This window comes from Photobacterium sp. MCCC 1A19761, assembly GCF_037389125.1.
Lineage (GTDB): Bacteria > Pseudomonadota > Gammaproteobacteria > Enterobacterales > Vibrionaceae > Photobacterium.
On record NZ_JAZGTF010000017.1, the window covers coordinates 95,429 to 112,483 of the forward strand.

Below are 17,055 nucleotides of genomic sequence, written 5' to 3' on the forward strand. Positions count from 1 at the left end.
TGCTAAGGAGTGACGGTCGATGACCGATGCAATTCGTAAATTTCTCAAATTAGAGTCTGCCGGCGGGATTATCCTGATCATTGCCGCCGCGATTGCAATGATAATTGCTAACTCGCCTCTGGAGCCTCTGTATAACGGCGCACTGCATACCTATGTCGCCGGGCTTTCTGTGTCGCATTGGATCAACGATGGTCTGATGGCTATCTTCTTCTTGCTGATTGGCCTCGAAGTCAAGCGAGAGCTGATTGAAGGTGCATTGAATACGAAAGAAAAAGCGATTTTCCCGGCCATTGCTGCGCTGGGCGGTATGCTGGCGCCGGCGCTGGTTTATGTGGCGTTTAATGCGGCTGATCCGCTGGCCATCAAAGGTTGGGCGATCCCGGCGGCGACGGATATCGCATTTGCCCTGGGGATCATGGCCTTGTTGGGGAACCGGGTGCCGGTTTCGCTGAAGGTGTTCCTGCTGGCGCTGGCCATTATTGATGACCTGGGTGTGATTGTCATTATTGCTCTGTTCTACAGCAGCGATCTATCGACCATGGCTCTGGCGGTTGCCTTTGCTGCCACGGCAGCCCTGTTCGTGATGAACGCAAAAAATGTCACCAAGCTTTCCTGGTATCTGGTGGTGGGTGCGGTGCTGTGGATCAGCGTGCTGAAGTCCGGGGTTCATGCGACCCTGGCCGGTGTGGTCCTTGGTTTTGCGATTCCGCTCTCCGGTGAGGCATCGGAAGATGGCAAACAGCATTCGCCGCTGAAGCATCTTGAGCATGCCCTGCATCCGTCTGTTGCGTTCTTTATTCTGCCGTTGTTCGCATTTGCCAATGCCGGGATCTCGCTGGAAGGCGTTTCACTGGCTGGACTGACCTCGATGCTGCCGCTGGGGATTGCCCTGGGCCTGTTTATCGGTAAGCCGCTTGGGATCTTCAGTGCCAGCTACCTGGCGGTGAAGAGCGGGATTGCGAAACTGCCTGACGGTATCGGGTTCCGCCACATCTTTGCGGTCTCAGTGCTGTGCGGGATTGGATTTACCATGTCGATCTTTATTTCATCCCTGGCGTTTGTGGGTGCTTCGGAAGATTTCAGCACCTATTCGCGCTTGGGTATTCTGTTAGGTTCCACCGTCTCGGCTGTGATCGGTTATGCCATGTTGAGTCGGTCTTTGCCAAAAGCGGAGGCATAATATGCGTTATCTTCTGAGCGTTGCATTGTTGGTATCGTCAGCGGCGATGGCGGCTCCGGATTATGAGAGCTGTACCACCCACAATAAGGATACGGAAATTTGCCAGGCTTATCTGGCAGGTGTGAGCCAGGGTAAGGCGAGTGTTGAGACTGCAGCAATGATGAAGCAGGAAGATAATTTTCGCTCCCGTGCCCTGGAACAGCGTGTTGGCGAGCGTTACCGCAAATCGGTCAATCTGGAGACAATGTCGGAAACTTCGACCAATTAACCACTCAGGTTTCGGAGAATCCTTGACCCAGGCTATTGAAGACCCCGGAGGCTCAGCGTAAGCTGCGGCTCTGGGGTTTTTTATTGGATTCGTAACGGCGACATGTCTCATCTTAATTACAACCACCTCTATTACTTCTGGATGGTCTGCAAACAAGGGTCGGTGACTAAAGCAGCGGATGCGCTGTTTCTGGCGCCGCAAACGGTCACCGGTCAGATCCGGGCGCTGGAGGAGCGGCTCAAAGGCAAGCTGACCAAACGGGTTGGCCGCAACATCGAGCCGACCGAGTTGGGGCAGCTGGTGTTTAAGTACGCCGATAAGATGTTTGATCTCAGTTATGAGATGCTCGATATCGTCAACTATACCCAGCGGGAGAATCAGCTGCTGGAGGTTGGGGTCGCAGATGCCCTGTCAAAACGCCTGGTTAGCAAGGTCCTGCTGGAAGGGATCCCTGAGGATGAGCGGATCCACCTGCGCTGTTATGAATCCACGCATGAAATGCTGCTGGAGCAGCTGTCACAGCACAAGCTCGATATGATCCTGTCCGACTGTCCGGTCGATTCGACGCAAAGCCCGGGGCTGTATAGTAAGAAGCTGGGCGAGTCGAGCATGAGCTTTTTTTGCTCGTCCCCAACCAAAGCCCTGAACTTTCCGGCCTGTATCGAAGATTATAAGTTGTTGGTGCCGGGACGCCGGACCGCGATGGGGCGGAAATTACACCAGTGGTTCGATCAGCAGGGGATCACGCCGAACATTCTCGGCGAGTTTGATGATGCAGCGCTAATGAAGGCCTTTGGCTCGTATCACCGCTCCATGTTTGTCGCGCCGTCTATCTATGCTTCGGAAATTGAAGGCTCCCACCACATTCAGGAGGTCAAGCGGGTGCGGGAAATCAAGGAGGAGTATTACGTGATTTTTGCCGAGCGGATGATCATGCACCCGGCGGTGAAGAAGATCTGCGAGGCAGATTTTAGGAAATTGTTCCGTTAATGTTGCACCTGGACGGTCGCCGGCACAAAAAACCAACATTTGCGGCTAGAAAACCCTGCTCGAATTAAGTATATTAGCATTATCTTAATTTAAATAATGGTGGCAGTATGGAACTACAGCAAATGGAGCAAAATGCGCCCAAAGCCGTAGCGTTACTGAAAGCCATGGCAAATGAAAGACGTTTGTTTATTCTGTGCTATTTGCTGGAAGGCGAAATGTCGGTTGGGATGATGAGTGAAAAGCTGGGACTGAGCCAGTCTGCACTCTCTCAGCATTTGGCATGGTTGCGTCGTGACGGGCTGGTTGATACCCGCAAAGTGGCGCAGACAGTGTATTACCGACTGAAAAGTGATGAGGTTCGGGCCATGATTGAGTTGCTGCACAAGATGTATTGCAACGTTTAGTTCAGCACCGGAAACTCCGAAAACAGCAACAAAAAAACCGGCTCGAGAGCCGGTTTTTTCATGCTAGCAAATCACAACTCTTACAGAGCTTTGATTTTCGCAGCCAGGCGAGCCTTGTGACGTGCAGCCTTGTTCTTGTGAACCAGGCCTTTAGTCGCCATGCGGTCCATAACAGGTTGCATTTCAGCAAAAGCTTGAGTAGCAGCTTCTTTGTTGCCAGCTTCGATTGCAGCGATAACTTTTTTGAAGAAAGTGCGCATCATAGAACGACGGCTAGCGTTGTGCTGGCGACGTTTCTCAGAAGTGATAGCACGTTTCTTAGCAGATTTGATATTTGCCAAGGGTGTAACTCCCAAATTCTTGGTATGGTGACAATTTAAGGCCGAGGACTATGCCCGCAAAACCAGAGATTGTCAAATGATTTGTGCAAATATCCGCCGGGCCAACAGAATTGGCACTTGCGGATGAACACGGTTAATATGGCGGCAGATTTTACCAGCTTTTCGCCCTATAAGTCACCTTTCTGGGCTATCTTTGTGAGGTTTTTTTTGTGAGCAAGCGTCTATTGCGCTCCGGGATGATTGTCAGCACCATGACACTGGTCTCCCGAGTGCTGGGTTTGGTGCGTGATGTCGTGGTTGCCAACCTGATGGGGGCGGGGGCTGCCGCTGATGTCTTCTTCTTTGCCAATAAAATTCCGAATTTTCTACGCCGGTTGTTTGCCGAAGGGGCCTTCTCCCAGGCATTTGTTCCGGTGTTGACGGAATCTCATGCCGGCGGCGATCTGGACCAAACCCGCCAGTTGATCGCCCGGGCCTCCGGGACTCTGGGCGGGATCGTTACGGTGGTGACACTGCTGGGGGTGTTGTGCTCCGGCGTGGTCACCGCCCTGTTTGGGGCCGGCTGGTTTGTCGACTGGCTCCAGGGTGGCCCGGCGGCACCGAAGTTTGAGCTGGCTTCCCTGCTGCTGAAGATCACCTTCCCGTATTTGTGGTTTATCACTTTTGTGGCACTCTCCGGTGCGATCCTCAATACGTTGGGGAAATTCGCGGTGTCTTCCTTTACCCCGGTGTTTCTGAATGTGGCAATCATTGGCTGTGCCTGGTTCCTGTCGCCTCAGCTGGCGCAACCGGAAATCGGGCTGGCGATTGGGGTGTTCCTTGGCGGGTTAATCCAGTTTCTGTTCCAGTTGCCGTTTCTGTATCGCGCCGGAATGCTGGTCAGGCCGAAGTGGGGCTGGCGGGATCCGGGCGTAGTCAAGATCCGCACTCTGATGATCCCGGCCCTGTTCGGCGTATCGGTCAGCCAGATCAACTTGCTGTTTGACACCTTTATTGCCAGCTTCCTGGCGACCGGCTCGATCAGCTGGCTTTACTACTCGGACCGCTTGCTGGAGTTTCCGCTCGGCCTGTTCGGCATTGCCATTGCCACCGTGATCCTGCCGACCTTGTCCCGCAAGCATGTGGATCAGAGCCGTGAGCATTTCGCCCAGACGATGGACTGGGGGGTGCGGATGGTGTTGCTGCTCGGCTTGCCGGCGATGCTCGGGTTGATGGTCCTGGCCAAGCCGATGCTGATGGTGCTGTTTATGCGGGGAGAATTCTCGCCGACGGATGTCGAGCAGGCCTCCCTGTCGCTGCTGGCCTATGCTTCGGGGCTGTTGAACTTCATGCTGATCAAGGTGCTGGCCCCGGGCTACTATGCCCGTCAGGATACCAAGACCCCGGTTCGTTTCGGCATCATTGCGATGATCAGTAACATGGTCTTCAATGCTATTTTTGCTTATTTCTACGGTTATGTCGGCCTGGCGATGGCCACGGCGCTGTCAGCGCTGGTCAATGCGGCGTTGCTCTATCGCGGCCTGCATCATGCCGAAGTGTACCGACTGACGTCGGCGACCCTGTGGTTTGTCGGCCGGCTCGCGGTTGCCGGTGCGGCAATGGTCGCGGTACTGCTGTGGTTCTGCCCGCCGATGGCCCAATGGCTGGACTGGTCACTGTCGGAGCGGGTGCTGTGGCTGGCGGCTACCATTGGTCTCGGTGCCGGGACGTATTTGGTGACCGTGGTGCTGCTGGGGCTTCGTCTGCATCATCTGAAGGTGGAAGAAGAGGTTGCCCCGAGCCTTGATTGAAGCGGCGAAAACATCAGAAAATGATTCAAATTGGTACGATGGACACAGAGTAGTATATAATCCGTCAGTTTTTCACTCTGCGAACATGAAATCGGCACATGGAATTAATCCGAGGCATACATAACATCAAGCCGGAGCATCACGGTTGCGTGTTGACGATCGGTAACTTTGATGGGGTTCATCTGGGTCATCAGGCAGTGTTACGTCAGGTGCTGGCCAAGGCACAGACGTTGGGTCTGCCGGCGACGGTGATGAGCTTTGAGCCGCAGCCGATGGAACTGTTCGCCGGAGAAAATGCACCGGCCAGACTGACGCGCTTTCGTGATAAATATCTGCAACTCAAGCAGGTCGGCGTTGATCGCCTGCTGTGCGTGAACTTTAACCGCCGTTTTGCCGACATGTCGGCGCATGACTTTGTTCGTCGCTTGTTGGTTGAGCAATTGGGTGTTAAGTTTTTGGTTGTCGGTGATGATTTCCGCTTCGGCCAGGGCCGGCGCGGCGATTTCGCAACCTTGGTTGCGGCCGGCAAGGAATTTGGGTTTACGGTGGTCAGTACCCACAGCTTTTGTGTTTCGGCACAACGGGTGAGCAGTACCGCGATCCGTGAAGCCCTGGCAAATGATAATTTGCCCTTGGCTGAGTCCCTGCTGGGGCGTCCGTATAGTATCAGCGGACGGGTGTCCCATGGCCGGAAACTTGGCCGGACGATCGGTTTCCCGACCGCCAATGTCCCGTTGAAGCGCCGGGTGTCTCCGGTCTCCGGGGTGTATGCGGTTGAGGTGTATGGCGTTAACGGCGAACCGGTTCCCGGGGTTGCCAATGTCGGCCGCCGACCGACCGTCAATGGTGTCCGGCAACAGCTGGAAGTACACCTGTTTGATTTTCAGTCTGATCTCTACGGGCATCAGATTGAGGTCGTGCTGCATCATAAGCTGCGTGACGAAATAAAATTCGAATCATTCGATGCGCTTAAAGCGCAAATAGAGCGTGATGCTCAAACAGCGCGGGTGTGGCTGTCTGAGCGTAAAAATGTCCCACTTCGCCCAAGTAACGGAATCGAGAATCAATGAGCGACTATAAAGATACCCTGAACCTGCCTGAAACAGGGTTTCCGATGCGAGGCAATCTTGCGAATCGCGAACCTGCGATGCTTAAGCGTTGGTATGATGAAGATCTTTACGGTGAAATCCGTAAAGCCAAAAAGGGTAAGAAATCCTTTGTATTACACGACGGCCCGCCATACGCCAACGGTGATATTCACATTGGTCACGCACTGAATAAGATTCTTAAAGACATCATTATTAAGTCGAAGACGTTGTCGGGCTATGACGCGCCTTACATTCCTGGCTGGGACTGCCACGGTCTGCCGATCGAACTGATGGTCGAGAAGAAAGTCGGTAAGCCGGGTCAGAAAGTGACCGCGGCGGAGTTCCGTGAAAAATGCCGTGCCTATGCGGCAGGTCAGGTGGAAGGCCAGAAAGAGAGCTTTATCCGTCTGGGCGTGCTGGGTCAGTGGGACAAGCCATACCGCACCATGGATTTTGCAACCGAAGCGAACATCATTCGCTCGCTGGGCAAAATTGCCGATCAGGGCCACCTGCTCAAAGGCTTTAAGCCGGTCCACTGGTGTACTGACTGTGGCTCTGCACTGGCAGAAGCCGAAGTTGAATATAAAGACAAAATGTCGCCGTCGATTGACGTGAAATTCAAAGCTGCGGACGAAGCTGCCGTGGTTGCTAAGTTCAGCTGCGCCGAAGGCCATCAGGGCCAGGGTCATGTCTCTATCGTGATCTGGACCACCACGCCTTGGACGTTGCCGGCCAACCGTGCCGTTGCCGTGCGTGATGATCTGGAATATGTGCTGATCCAAACGGAAGGCGAGCACCCTGAGCGTCTGATCGTCGCTGCCGAGCTGGCAAGTGATGTGATGGCCCGTGCCGGTGTTGAGCACTACCATAACCTGGGCTTCTGTAAAGGGGCTGATCTGGATCTGCTGCGTTTCCATCACCCGTTCTACAGCTTTGATGTTCCGGTGATCCTGGGCGATCACGTGACCACCGAGTCGGGTACCGGCTGTGTTCACACCGCCCCTGGCCACGGTCAGGAAGACTTCGTGGTGGGCCAGAAGTACGGTCTGGAAGTCGCCAACCCGGTCGGCAGCAACGGCGTTTATCTGCCGGATACCGAGCTGTTTGCCGGTCAGCATGTGTTCAAAGCCAACGATGCTGTGGTTGAAGTGCTGAAAGAGCACGGCGCGCTGCTGCACCACCATGCTTACGAGCACAGCTACCCGCACTGCTGGCGCCACAAAACGCCGATCATCTTCCGTGCCACGCCGCAGTGGTTTGTGTCGATGGATCAGGCCGGTCTGCGTGCCAAAGCGCTGGAAGAGATCAAAGGCGTTCAGTGGATGCCGGAGTGGGGTCAAAGCCGTATCGAGTCGATGGTTGAAGGTCGTCCGGAGTGGTGTATCTCCCGTCAGCGTACCTGGGGTGTGCCAATTGCCCTGTTCGTTCACAAAGAGACGCAGGAACTGCATCCGAACACCGCTGAACTGATTGAGAAAGTTGCTCAACTGGTTGAGCAGAAAGGCATTCAGGCATGGTGGGATCTGGATCCGGCCGAGCTGATGGGCGCTGAAGATGCCGCGAACTACGAAAAAGTGCTGGATACACTGGATGTCTGGTTTGACTCCGGTGTGACGCACTTCTCTGTGGTCGACAGCCGCGAAGAGTATAACGGCCACAGCGCCGATCTGTACCTGGAAGGCTCTGACCAGCACCGTGGTTGGTTCCAGTCGTCACTGATCTCATCGGTCGCGATGAAAGGCAAAGCGCCGTACCGACAAGTGCTGACCCACGGTTTCGTGGTGGATGGCCAGGGCCGTAAGATGTCAAAATCTATCGGTAACGTCGTTGCGCCAAAAGATGTGACCAATAAGCTGGGTGCTGACATCCTGCGCCTGTGGGTTGCATCGACCGATTACACTGGCGAAGTTGCCGTTTCTGATGAAATTCTGAAGCGTTCTGCTGATGCGTACCGTCGTATCCGTAACACCGCACGTTTCTTCCTGGCGAACCTGAGTGGTTTTAACCCTGCGACCGATTGTGTGGCGGCGGAAGACATGGTGGCACTGGATCGTTGGGCTGTGGGTCGGGCGAAAGCGGCGCAGGCTGACATCATCAAAGCCTATGATGAATATAACCTGCACGCGGTAACACAGCGTCTGATGCACTTCTGTTCTATCGAGATGGGCTCTTTCTATCTGGATGTGATCAAAGACCGTCAGTACACAGCAAAACTTGGCGGCCACGCGCAGCGCAGCTGTCAGACGGCACTGTTCTACATCATCGAAGCGATGGTTCGCTGGATGGCACCGATCATGTCGTTCACTGCCGACGAAATCTGGAACGAGATGCCAGCTGCGCAGGGCAACGGTGAGTCGCGCGAGAAGTTTGTCTTCACTGGTGAGTGGTTCGAAGGCCTGTTTGGTCTGGCGGACGGCGAAGCACTGAACAACGAATTCTGGACTGAGATCCAGCAGGTTCGTGGTGCGGTGAACAAACTGCTGGAATCAGCCCGGAACGAAAAAATCATTGGTGGTGCGCTCCAGGCTGAAGTGACCCTGTTCGCTAACCCGGCGCTGGCTGCGAAGCTGAACCAGCTGGAAGATGAGCTGCGTTTCGTCCTGCTGACCTCGAAAGCGGAAGTGGTGGTTGCCGAGAGCCAGCCAGCAGGGGCGCAAGCAACGGAACTGGAAGGTCTGTTTGTTGCGGTTGCCGCGTCTGAGGCTGAGAAGTGTGATCGTTGTTGGCACCATGTTGCCGATGTCGGTGCCATCGCAGGCCACGAATCGATCTGTGGCCGCTGTGTGAGCAACGTCGACGGTGACGGAGAAGAGCGTAAGTTTGCCTAATGACTGATTTATCGCCGAAACAGAAATTATCATGGAAGGATTCTGGCGTGCGCTGGCTGTGGCTGGCGGCTCTGGTCTACCTTGTCGATATTGGCAGCAAGCTGCTGGTGATGAACACCATGGAGTATGGCTGGCCGAACCGGATTGAACTGCTGCCGTTTTTCAACCTGCTGTATGTTCATAATTACGGTGCGGCATTTAGCTTCCTGAGTGATGCCGGTGGCTGGCAACGCTGGTTGTTTACGGCAATCGCATTAGGGGTTTGTAGCTTGCTGGTATTCTGGATGCGTCGCGCGCCGGCCTCACACAAATTGGCCAACAGCGCGTATGCCCTGATTATCGGTGGTGCACTGGGCAATTTGTCCGATCGGCTTTATCACGGCTTTGTCGTGGACTTCCTTGATTTTTATGTCGGGAAGCACCACTGGCCGGCATTTAATATTGCGGATATGGCGATTTGCCTCGGGGCTGGTTTGATTATTTTGGAAGGCTTCCTGGCCGATAAAAAGAAACAACCTGCGAACCACTAATCTCAGTCAGAGACGATAACCCTGAGCGCTGTCCGTTGATACGGGCGGCGCTTTGTTGTTAAATGGGCGCTAATTATACAGGCCCCGGCTGTCCGGGCTCAGGTTATCCCGAGTTTCGGAGCGGCGTGTGCCATCCAATACCAGAAGTTAAGGACCCTACATGTCGGTGATTACACAAAACAGTGAAGTTCTGATGCACTTTGCCATTAAGCTTGAAGATGGTTCGGTTGCAGAATCAACCCAGGCCATGGGCAAACCGGCAAAATTTCGCATGGGTGACGGCAGCCTGACCGACAACTTTGAGCAGTGCTTACTGGGGTTGAAAGCCGGGGACAAAAGCAGCTTTGAACTGGCGCCGGAAGATGCGTTTGGTTTGCCGAACCCGGATAATATTCACCATGTCGATCTGCGTAAGTTCGGGACGGACGCCCCGGCGGAAGTGGGCAATATTATTGCCTTTGCCGGTCCGGACGGGCAGGATATCCCGGGTGTGATCACGGCCGTTGCCGGTGATTCCGTAACTGTAGATTTCAACCATCCGCTCGCCGGGCAACGGGTGACGTTCGACGTTGAAGTCGTGACCATAGAGAACTAAGAGCAATCAGCAATGAAAATCTTACTAGCCAATCCACGCGGGTTCTGTGCCGGTGTTGACCGTGCCATCAGTATTGTTGAACGGGCACTGGAGCTGTATCAGCCGCCGATTTATGTTCGCCATGAAGTGGTGCACAACCGCTTTGTCGTGGAAGGGCTGAAGCAACGCGGTGCGATCTTCGTTGAAGAGTTACACGAAGTGCCGGATGACAACATCGTGATCTTCTCAGCCCACGGTGTTTCGCAGGCGGTCCGCAACGAAGCCAAGGCGCGTCAGCTGACGGTCTTCGATGCCACTTGTCCGCTGGTGACCAAGGTTCATATGGAAGTTGCCCGTGCCAGCCGCCGTAATATGGAAGTGGTGCTGATCGGCCACGCCGGTCACCCGGAAGTGGAAGGCACCATGGGTCAGTATGCCAGCGACACCGGTGGCATGTATCTGGTGGAAACCCCGGCCGATGTTGACAAGCTGGTGGTTAAAGATCCGTCCAACCTGCACTATGTCAGCCAGACCACCTTGTCTGTGGATGAGACGGCCGATGTGATCGACAAACTGCGTGAAGTTTTCCCGCAGATCCAGGGACCGCGTAAAGATGATATCTGCTATGCGACCCAGAACCGTCAGGATGCCGTGCGTGAGATGGCCGAGACTGTCGATGTGATGATCGTGGTCGGCTCGAAGAACTCCTCTAACTCGAACCGCTTGCGTGAGCTGGCAGAAAAACTGGGGACGCCGGGATATTTGACCGATTGCCCGGAAGATGTCCAGCCGGTCTGGTTTGACGGCAAACAGAAAGTCGGGATCACGGCCGGTGCCTCAGCACCGGAAGAGCTGGTGAATCAGATTATTGCCCGGATCCAGGAGATCAGCGGCGCGGAAGTCGAAGAGCTGTCCGGCCGCGAAGAGAACATGTTCTTTGAAGTGCCGCGCGAGCTGCAGGTCAAAAACGTGGGTTAATGGCCCCGAGTGAAGTTTTTTCAGAGCCCCGGTCTGCAGCCGGGGCTTTTTTTATCCGGGTCAACAGGCTACATTGGTGGGCTACCACTTAATCCAGATGATCAGGGAGACTTCACGCAATGGTCAGAATTGCGATTGCAGGCGCGGCAGGGCGCATGGGACGTCAGTTGCTTAAGGCGACACATCTTTCGGAGCAGGCGACATTGGGCGCAGCCACAGAGCGTAGCGGCTCGTCTTTGGTGGGCGTCGATGCCGGAGAGCTGGCCGGGGTTGGCCCCGTGTCGGTCACCATTGTTGATGATCTGGCGGCGGCGAAAGATGATTTTGATGTGCTGATTGACTTTACGGCTCCGGTGGCGACGTTGGCAAACCTGGAATTTTGTCGCCAGCACGGCAAGAAAATCGTGATCGGGACGACGGGGTTCAGCGATGAAGAACGTCAGCAGATCGACGAAGCCGCCAAGCAGGTGCCGGTTGTGATGGCACCGAACTACAGTGTCGGGGTGAACCTGGTCTTTAAGCTGCTGGAAAAAGCAGCCAAGGTGATGGGCGATTATTGTGATATCGAAGTGATCGAAGCGCACCATCGCTACAAAGTCGATGCTCCGTCCGGGACCGCGATCGGGATGGGCGAAGCAATTGCCGGTGCGATGGGCAATAAGCTCAGTGATGTGGCGGTTTATGCCCGTGAAGGGATCACCGGCGAGCGCAGCCGGGATGAAATCGGCTTTGCCACTATTCGTGCCGGTGATATCGTCGGGGAGCACACCGCGATGTTTGCCGATATCGGCGAGCGGGTTGAAATTACCCATAAAGCGACGGATCGGATGACGTTTGCCAACGGTGCCGTTCGCGCGGCCGCTTGGCTCAATGACAAGCAGCCGGGCTTCTATACCATGCAGGATGTTCTCGGACTGGATACGTTGTAAACACGTCTCCTGCTTCCGGCTCTGCTTCTTTCTTCAACAGGGTGATGCGACCATCGACGATGGCCGCATCACCCTGTTTTTTTTTTCGAGTTCATAAATATTATGCACCTCCGGGCTTAAATTGCATAAATAGTGAATTTTATCGTCTGGACATGCTCGTGCATCAAGTTGCGTTTTATCTGGGGTTGAACACTTTGGTTTTCTATTGCTTTTGTCTGTCTGGGTTGTGTTTCGTGTTTTTGGTCGTAAAAAGTAGGTTAAACTGGGTTGATTTTGCCATTTTAAATGGACTTTATTGGGTTTGTTGTGGGCGTGTTTTAGGCAAACGTTAAACTGAAATTGCGTTTCCATTTGGAGCTGCGGATAAACGACTTTAGTGTGATTTATCAGGGTTAGGGGTCAGGTTTTCACTGGTATGGCTAAAAAATTCATTTATTTTTACCGTATTGTTGACACATCCAATAGCGATCTCTAGAATGCGCGCAATTTGTCAAAAATCAGCTTGACTCGCTTTTTGACTTTGTATGGAATGGGTAGTTGCAAGTTTATCTGTTTTAGCTGCATTTTTATTATTCTAAGTATCTGGAGGTTGTCTTGAGCAAATCAGCGCTGTTAGTCCTGGAAGATGGGACAGTGTTCCACGGCGTGTCCATCGGGGCAGATGGTTCGGCTGTTGGTGAAGTCGTTTTTAACACCTCGATGACGGGGTATCAGGAAATCCTCACCGACCCCTCTTATTCTCAACAGATTGTGACTCTCACTTACCCCCATATTGGCAATACCGGAACCACTTCCGAAGACGAAGAATCCTCCTCCATCCACGCGCAAGGCCTGGTCATTCGCGATCTCCCGCTCATCGCTTCCAACTTCCGTAGTCAGCAATCCCTTTCTGATTACCTCAAATCCCAAAACATCGTCGGCATCGCGGACATTGATACCCGTAAACTGACGCGCCTGCTGCGTGAGAAAGGGGCGCAAAATGGCTGCATCATGGCGGGCAATCACCTGGATGAGGCCCTGGCGCTGGCGAAGGCGAAAGATTTCCCGGGTCTGAAAGGCATGGATCTGGCGAAAGTCGTGACGACGGCTGAAGTTTATCCGTGGAAGCAGGGCTCCTGGACCCTGACCGGCGGCCTGCCGGAAGCAAAAGACGACAGCGAGCTGCCGTATCATGTTGTCGCCTATGACTTCGGTGCCAAGCGCAATATCCTGCGTATGCTGGTTGACCGTGGCTGTCGCCTGACGGTGGTACCGGCGCAAACTCCGGCGGAAGAGGTCCTGGCGATGAATCCGGACGGCGTATTCCTGTCTAACGGACCGGGTGACCCGGCGCCGTGTACCTACGCGATTGAAGCGACCAAAGTTTTCCTGGACAAGGGCTTGCCGATTTTCGGTATCTGTCTGGGGCACCAAATTCTGGCTCTGGCCAGTGGTGCGCAAACCGTGAAAATGAAATTCGGCCACCATGGCGCCAACCACCCGGTGAAAGATCTGGACCGCAATGTGGTGATGATCACCAGCCAGAACCACGGCTTTGCGGCGGACGAGGCGACGCTGCCTGAAAACCTGCGTGCCACGCACAAATCGCTGTTTGACGGCTCGCTGCAGGGGATCCACCGCACCGACAAGCCGGCGTTCAGCTTCCAGGGCCACCCGGAAGCCAGCCCTGGCCCGCACGACGCGGCACCACTTTTTGACCACTTTATCGAATTGATTAAACAGCACAGCGCCTAAGCCGGAGTAGTAAACAATGCCAAAACGTACTGACATTAAAAGTGTTCTTATCCTGGGTGCCGGCCCAATCGTGATCGGCCAGGCATGTGAGTTCGACTACTCAGGTGCTCAGGCGTGTAAAGCGCTTCGTGAAGAAGGCTATCGCGTCATTCTGGTGAACTCGAATCCGGCGACCATCATGACCGACCCGGAAATGGCGGATGCAACCTACATTGAGCCGATTCACTGGGAAGTCGTGCGCAAGATCATTGAGAAAGAGCGTCCGGATGCCGTGCTGCCGACCATGGGTGGCCAGACTGCGCTGAACTGTGCGCTGGATCTGGAACGTCACGGCGTACTGGCTGAGTTCGGCGTTGAGATGATTGGTGCGACAGCGGATGCGATTGATAAAGCAGAAGACCGCTCGCGCTTCGATGCGGCGATGAAATCCATCGGTCTGGAATGTCCGCGCGCGGATACCGCGAAAACCATGGAAGATGCCTATAAAGTGCTCGATATGGTGGGCTTCCCATGCATTATCCGCCCGTCGTTTACCATGGGGGGGACCGGGGGCGGTATTGCGTATAACAAAGAAGAATTCGAAGAAATCTGCCGCCGTGGTCTGGACCTGTCGCCAACCAATGAGCTGCTGATTGACGAGTCGCTGATTGGCTGGAAAGAGTACGAGATGGAAGTGGTTCGTGATAAAAACGACAACTGCATCATCGTCTGCTCAATCGAAAACTTCGATGCCATGGGGATCCACACCGGCGACTCTATCACCGTTGCTCCGGCGCAAACCCTGACGGATAAAGAATACCAGCTGATGCGTAATGCTTCGCTGGCGGTTCTGCGCGAAATCGGCGTGGAAACCGGCGGTTCAAACGTTCAATTCGGGATCAACCCGAAAGATGGCCGCATGGTGATCATCGAGATGAACCCGCGTGTTTCGCGCTCTTCTGCGCTGGCCTCGAAAGCGACTGGTTTCCCGATTGCCAAAGTTGCCGCGAAACTGGCGATTGGCTTTACCCTTGATGAGCTGATGAACGACATCACCGGTGGCGCAACACCGGCTTCGTTCGAACCGACCATTGACTACGTGGTTACCAAGATCCCGCGCTTCAACTTCGAGAAATTTGCCGGCGCCAATGACCGTCTGACCACGCAGATGAAGTCTGTCGGTGAGGTGATGGCGATTGGCCGTAACCAGCAGGAATCCTTGCATAAAGCCCTGCGCGGCCTGGAAGTGGGTGCGACCGGTTTCGATGAAATGGTCGACCTGGATGCGCCGGATGCGCTGACCAAAATCCGCCATGAGCTGAAAGATGCAGGTGCAGAGCGGATTTGGTACATCGCCGATGCTTTCCGTGCCGGCATGTCTGTGGATGGCGTGTTTAACCTGACCAACATCGACCGCTGGTTCCTGGTTCAAATCGAAGAGCTGGTGAAGCTGGAGAACGACGTGAAAGAAGGCGGCTTTGCCGGCCTGAATGAAAGCGTGCTGCGTAAGCTGAAGCGTAAAGGTTTTGCCGATGCGCGTCTGGCGAAGCTTCTGGGTGTGGCTGAGACTGAAATCCGCAAGCTGCGTGACCAGTTCAATATTCACCCGGTCTACAAGCGTGTGGATACCTGTGCCGCCGAGTTCTCTTCAGACACCGCGTACATGTACTCATCCTACGATGACGAGTGTGAAGCACAGCCAACCGACAAAGACAAAATCATGGTTTTGGGCGGCGGTCCGAACCGTATTGGCCAGGGCATCGAGTTTGACTACTGCTGTGTGCATGCCTCCCTGGCACTGCGTGAAGACGGTTACGAGACCATTATGGTGAACTGTAACCCGGAAACGGTTTCAACTGACTACGACACGTCAGACCGCCTGTACTTCGAGCCGGTGACGCTGGAAGATGTGCTGTCAATTGTTCGTGTTGAGCAGCCGAAAGGGGTGATTGTGCAGTACGGTGGTCAGACGCCACTGAAACTGGCCCGTGCCCTGGAAGCGGCGGGTGTGCCGATTATCGGGACTAGCCCGGATGCGATTGACCGTGCGGAAGACCGTGAGCGTTTCCAGGCTGCCGTTGAGCGTCTGGGCCTGAAACAGCCGCAGAATGCGACTGTGACGGCGCTGGAGCAAGCGGTTGAGAAGTCGAAAGAAATCGGCTTCCCGCTGGTGGTTCGTCCATCTTACGTCTTGGGTGGCCGGGCGATGGAAATCGTGTATGACGAAGCCGACCTGCGCCGTTACTTCAATGAAGCGGTCAGCGTGTCGAACGAATCGCCGGTGCTGCTGGATCGCTTCCTCGATGACGCCACTGAAGTTGACGTCGACGCGATTTGCGACGGTGAGCGTGTGGTGATTGGCGGGATCATGGAGCACATCGAGCAGGCGGGCGTTCACTCCGGCGACTCGGCATGTTCGCTGCCGGCTTACACCCTGAGCCAGGAAATCCAGGACGAAATGCGCCGTCAGGTTGAGAAACTGGCGTTTGAGCTGGGCGTTCGCGGCCTGATGAACACCCAGTTTGCGGTGAAAGACAACGAAGTGTACCTGATTGAAGTCAACCCACGTGCGGCGCGGACCGTCCCGTTTGTCTCCAAGGCAACCGGCGCCCCGCTGGCTAAGATTGCTGCGCGCGTGATGGCGGGTCAGACTCTGGAATCTCAGGGCTTTACCAAGGAAATTATTCCACCGTACTACTCTGTGAAGGAAGTGGTGCTGCCGTTCAATAAATTCCCGGGTGTTGACCCGCTGTTGGGCCCTGAAATGCGCTCGACTGGCGAGGTGATGGGTGTGGGCGATACCTTTGCCGAAGCCTTCGCCAAAGCGGAATTGGGTTGTGGTAAAGAGAAGCAGGCCAAGGGCCGTGCGCTGCTGTCGGTTCGCGGCAATGACAAGCAACGGGTCGTTGACCTGGCGTCGAAGCTGGTGAAGCAAGGCTACGAACTGGATGCGACTCACGGCACGGCGGTGGTTCTGGGTGAAGCCGGGATCAACCCGCGTCTGGTGAACAAGGTTCACGAGGGCCGTCCGCATATCCTGGATCGGATCAAGAACAACGAGTACACCTACATCGTGAACACGGCAGAAGGCCGCCAGGCGATTGAGGACTCGAAGGTCCTGCGTCGCGGTGCGCTGGCAGAGAAGGTGAACTACACCACGACGCTGAACGCAGCGTTCGCAACCTGCATGGCCTGGTCTGCGGATGACCGCAACAAGGTGACTTCAGTGCAGGAGCTGCATGCCCGGATCAAGCAGGCTTAACGCCATGTCTTGAAAGGCTGTGCCCTGAAAGGCTGCATTATGCTAAAAACAAAGAGCCCGCTTCGTGCGGGCTTTTTTTGTCTGGTGTTTCCGGGCTGCCGGCAGAAGGAAAGTCAGTGTGCCATGCCGGTGGGAAGGCGTGATGTCTTTGCCCCGGGAAGCCCGGGAAGCCCGGGGCGG

14 protein-coding genes are annotated in these 17,055 nt (G+C 54.8%); 13 read left to right on the forward strand and 1 reads right to left on the reverse strand.

Going from position 1 to position 17,055, the window contains the following annotated elements:
* Window positions 1–19 precede the first annotated feature (19 nt).
* The 4 genes from nhaA (at window position 20) to VV869_RS16095 (ending at window position 2,842) form a co-directional block, all read left to right on the forward strand.
* Window positions 20–1,180, forward strand: coding sequence for a Na+/H+ antiporter NhaA (gene nhaA, locus VV869_RS16080; RefSeq protein WP_337735937.1), 1,161 nt, complete (start codon window positions 20–22; stop codon window positions 1,178–1,180).
* Between the two features lies 1 nt (window position 1,181).
* Entirely contained in the window at window positions 1,182–1,448 is a 267-nt protein-coding gene (locus tag VV869_RS16085; protein ID WP_337735938.1) for a hypothetical protein, read from the forward strand.
* A gap of 102 nt (window positions 1,449–1,550) precedes the next feature.
* Complete coding sequence (nhaR, locus tag VV869_RS16090; protein WP_337735939.1) at window positions 1,551–2,438, forward strand: transcriptional activator NhaR; 888 nt, start codon at window positions 1,551–1,553, stop codon at window positions 2,436–2,438.
* A 107-nt stretch (window positions 2,439–2,545) separates the two neighbouring features.
* Window positions 2,546–2,842 carry an ArsR/SmtB family transcription factor gene (locus VV869_RS16095; protein ID WP_337735940.1) on the forward strand — a complete coding sequence of 99 codons (297 nt, stop codon included), beginning with the start codon at window positions 2,546–2,548 and terminating at the stop codon, window positions 2,840–2,842.
* Between the two features lie 80 nt (window positions 2,843–2,922).
* On the opposite strand, the gene rpsT is transcribed toward VV869_RS16095, so the two are convergent.
* Entirely contained in the window at window positions 2,923–3,183 is a 261-nt protein-coding gene (gene rpsT, locus VV869_RS16100; protein ID WP_337735941.1) for a 30S ribosomal protein S20, read from the reverse strand.
* A 209-nt stretch (window positions 3,184–3,392) separates the two neighbouring features.
* Between rpsT and murJ the strand changes: the two genes are divergently transcribed.
* The 9 genes from murJ to carB all read left to right on the forward strand — a co-directional run bounded on the left by murJ (window position 3,393) and on the right by carB (window position 16,875).
* On the forward strand, window positions 3,393–4,973 hold the full coding sequence (gene murJ / locus VV869_RS16105) for a murein biosynthesis integral membrane protein MurJ (protein WP_337735942.1): 1,581 nt from the start codon (window positions 3,393–3,395) through the stop codon (window positions 4,971–4,973).
* 98 nt (window positions 4,974–5,071) lie between these two features.
* On the forward strand, window positions 5,072–6,043 hold the full coding sequence (gene ribF / locus VV869_RS16110; RefSeq protein WP_337735943.1) for a bifunctional riboflavin kinase/FAD synthetase: 972 nt from the start codon (window positions 5,072–5,074) through the stop codon (window positions 6,041–6,043).
* Window positions 6,040–8,889, forward strand: coding sequence for an isoleucine--tRNA ligase (ileS, locus tag VV869_RS16115; protein WP_337735944.1), 2,850 nt, complete (start codon window positions 6,040–6,042; stop codon window positions 8,887–8,889). The genes ribF and ileS overlap by 4 nt, the downstream gene beginning before the upstream one ends.
* The gene (gene lspA / locus VV869_RS16120) at window positions 8,889–9,419 is read left to right on the forward strand and encodes a signal peptidase II (RefSeq protein ID WP_337735945.1); all 531 of its coding nucleotides are present in this window, start codon (window positions 8,889–8,891) and stop codon (window positions 9,417–9,419) included. The genes ileS and lspA overlap by 1 nt, the downstream gene beginning before the upstream one ends.
* Before the next feature lie 160 nt (window positions 9,420–9,579).
* Window positions 9,580–10,014 carry an FKBP-type peptidyl-prolyl cis-trans isomerase gene (fkpB, locus tag VV869_RS16125; protein ID WP_337735946.1) on the forward strand — a complete coding sequence of 145 codons (435 nt, stop codon included), beginning with the start codon at window positions 9,580–9,582 and terminating at the stop codon, window positions 10,012–10,014.
* Between the two features lie 12 nt (window positions 10,015–10,026).
* Complete coding sequence (gene ispH / locus VV869_RS16130; protein ID WP_337735947.1) at window positions 10,027–10,971, forward strand: 4-hydroxy-3-methylbut-2-enyl diphosphate reductase; 945 nt, start codon at window positions 10,027–10,029, stop codon at window positions 10,969–10,971.
* Between the two features lie 119 nt (window positions 10,972–11,090).
* The gene (dapB, locus tag VV869_RS16135) at window positions 11,091–11,900 is read left to right on the forward strand and encodes a 4-hydroxy-tetrahydrodipicolinate reductase (RefSeq protein ID WP_337735948.1); all 810 of its coding nucleotides are present in this window, start codon (window positions 11,091–11,093) and stop codon (window positions 11,898–11,900) included.
* Window positions 11,901–12,494: 594 nt separating this feature from the next.
* A complete protein-coding gene (gene carA, locus VV869_RS16140) occupies window positions 12,495–13,634 on the forward strand; it encodes a glutamine-hydrolyzing carbamoyl-phosphate synthase small subunit (protein WP_337735949.1) in 1,140 nt (379 codons plus the stop codon).
* A gap of 16 nt (window positions 13,635–13,650) precedes the next feature.
* Complete coding sequence (gene carB / locus VV869_RS16145) at window positions 13,651–16,875, forward strand: carbamoyl-phosphate synthase large subunit (protein WP_337735950.1); 3,225 nt, start codon at window positions 13,651–13,653, stop codon at window positions 16,873–16,875.
* Window positions 16,876–17,055: the final 180 nt, after the last annotated feature.

Coding starts and splice junctions, on each gene's coding strand:
- nhaA (WP_337735937.1), top strand. CDS start 20: ATGACCGATGCAATTCGTAAATTTCTCAAATTAGAGTCTGCCGGCGGG.
- VV869_RS16085 (WP_337735938.1), top strand. CDS start 1,182: ATGCGTTATCTTCTGAGCGTTGCATTGTTGGTATCGTCAGCGGCGATG.
- nhaR (WP_337735939.1), top strand. CDS start 1,551: ATGTCTCATCTTAATTACAACCACCTCTATTACTTCTGGATGGTCTGC.
- VV869_RS16095 (WP_337735940.1), top strand. CDS start 2,546: ATGGAACTACAGCAAATGGAGCAAAATGCGCCCAAAGCCGTAGCGTTA.
- ribF (WP_337735943.1), top strand. CDS start 5,072: ATGGAATTAATCCGAGGCATACATAACATCAAGCCGGAGCATCACGGT.
- ileS (WP_337735944.1), top strand. CDS start 6,040: ATGAGCGACTATAAAGATACCCTGAACCTGCCTGAAACAGGGTTTCCG.
- lspA (WP_337735945.1), top strand. CDS start 8,889: ATGACTGATTTATCGCCGAAACAGAAATTATCATGGAAGGATTCTGGC.
- fkpB (WP_337735946.1), top strand. CDS start 9,580: ATGTCGGTGATTACACAAAACAGTGAAGTTCTGATGCACTTTGCCATT.
- ispH (WP_337735947.1), top strand. CDS start 10,027: ATGAAAATCTTACTAGCCAATCCACGCGGGTTCTGTGCCGGTGTTGAC.
- dapB (WP_337735948.1), top strand. CDS start 11,091: ATGGTCAGAATTGCGATTGCAGGCGCGGCAGGGCGCATGGGACGTCAG.
- carB (WP_337735950.1), top strand. CDS start 13,651: ATGCCAAAACGTACTGACATTAAAAGTGTTCTTATCCTGGGTGCCGGC.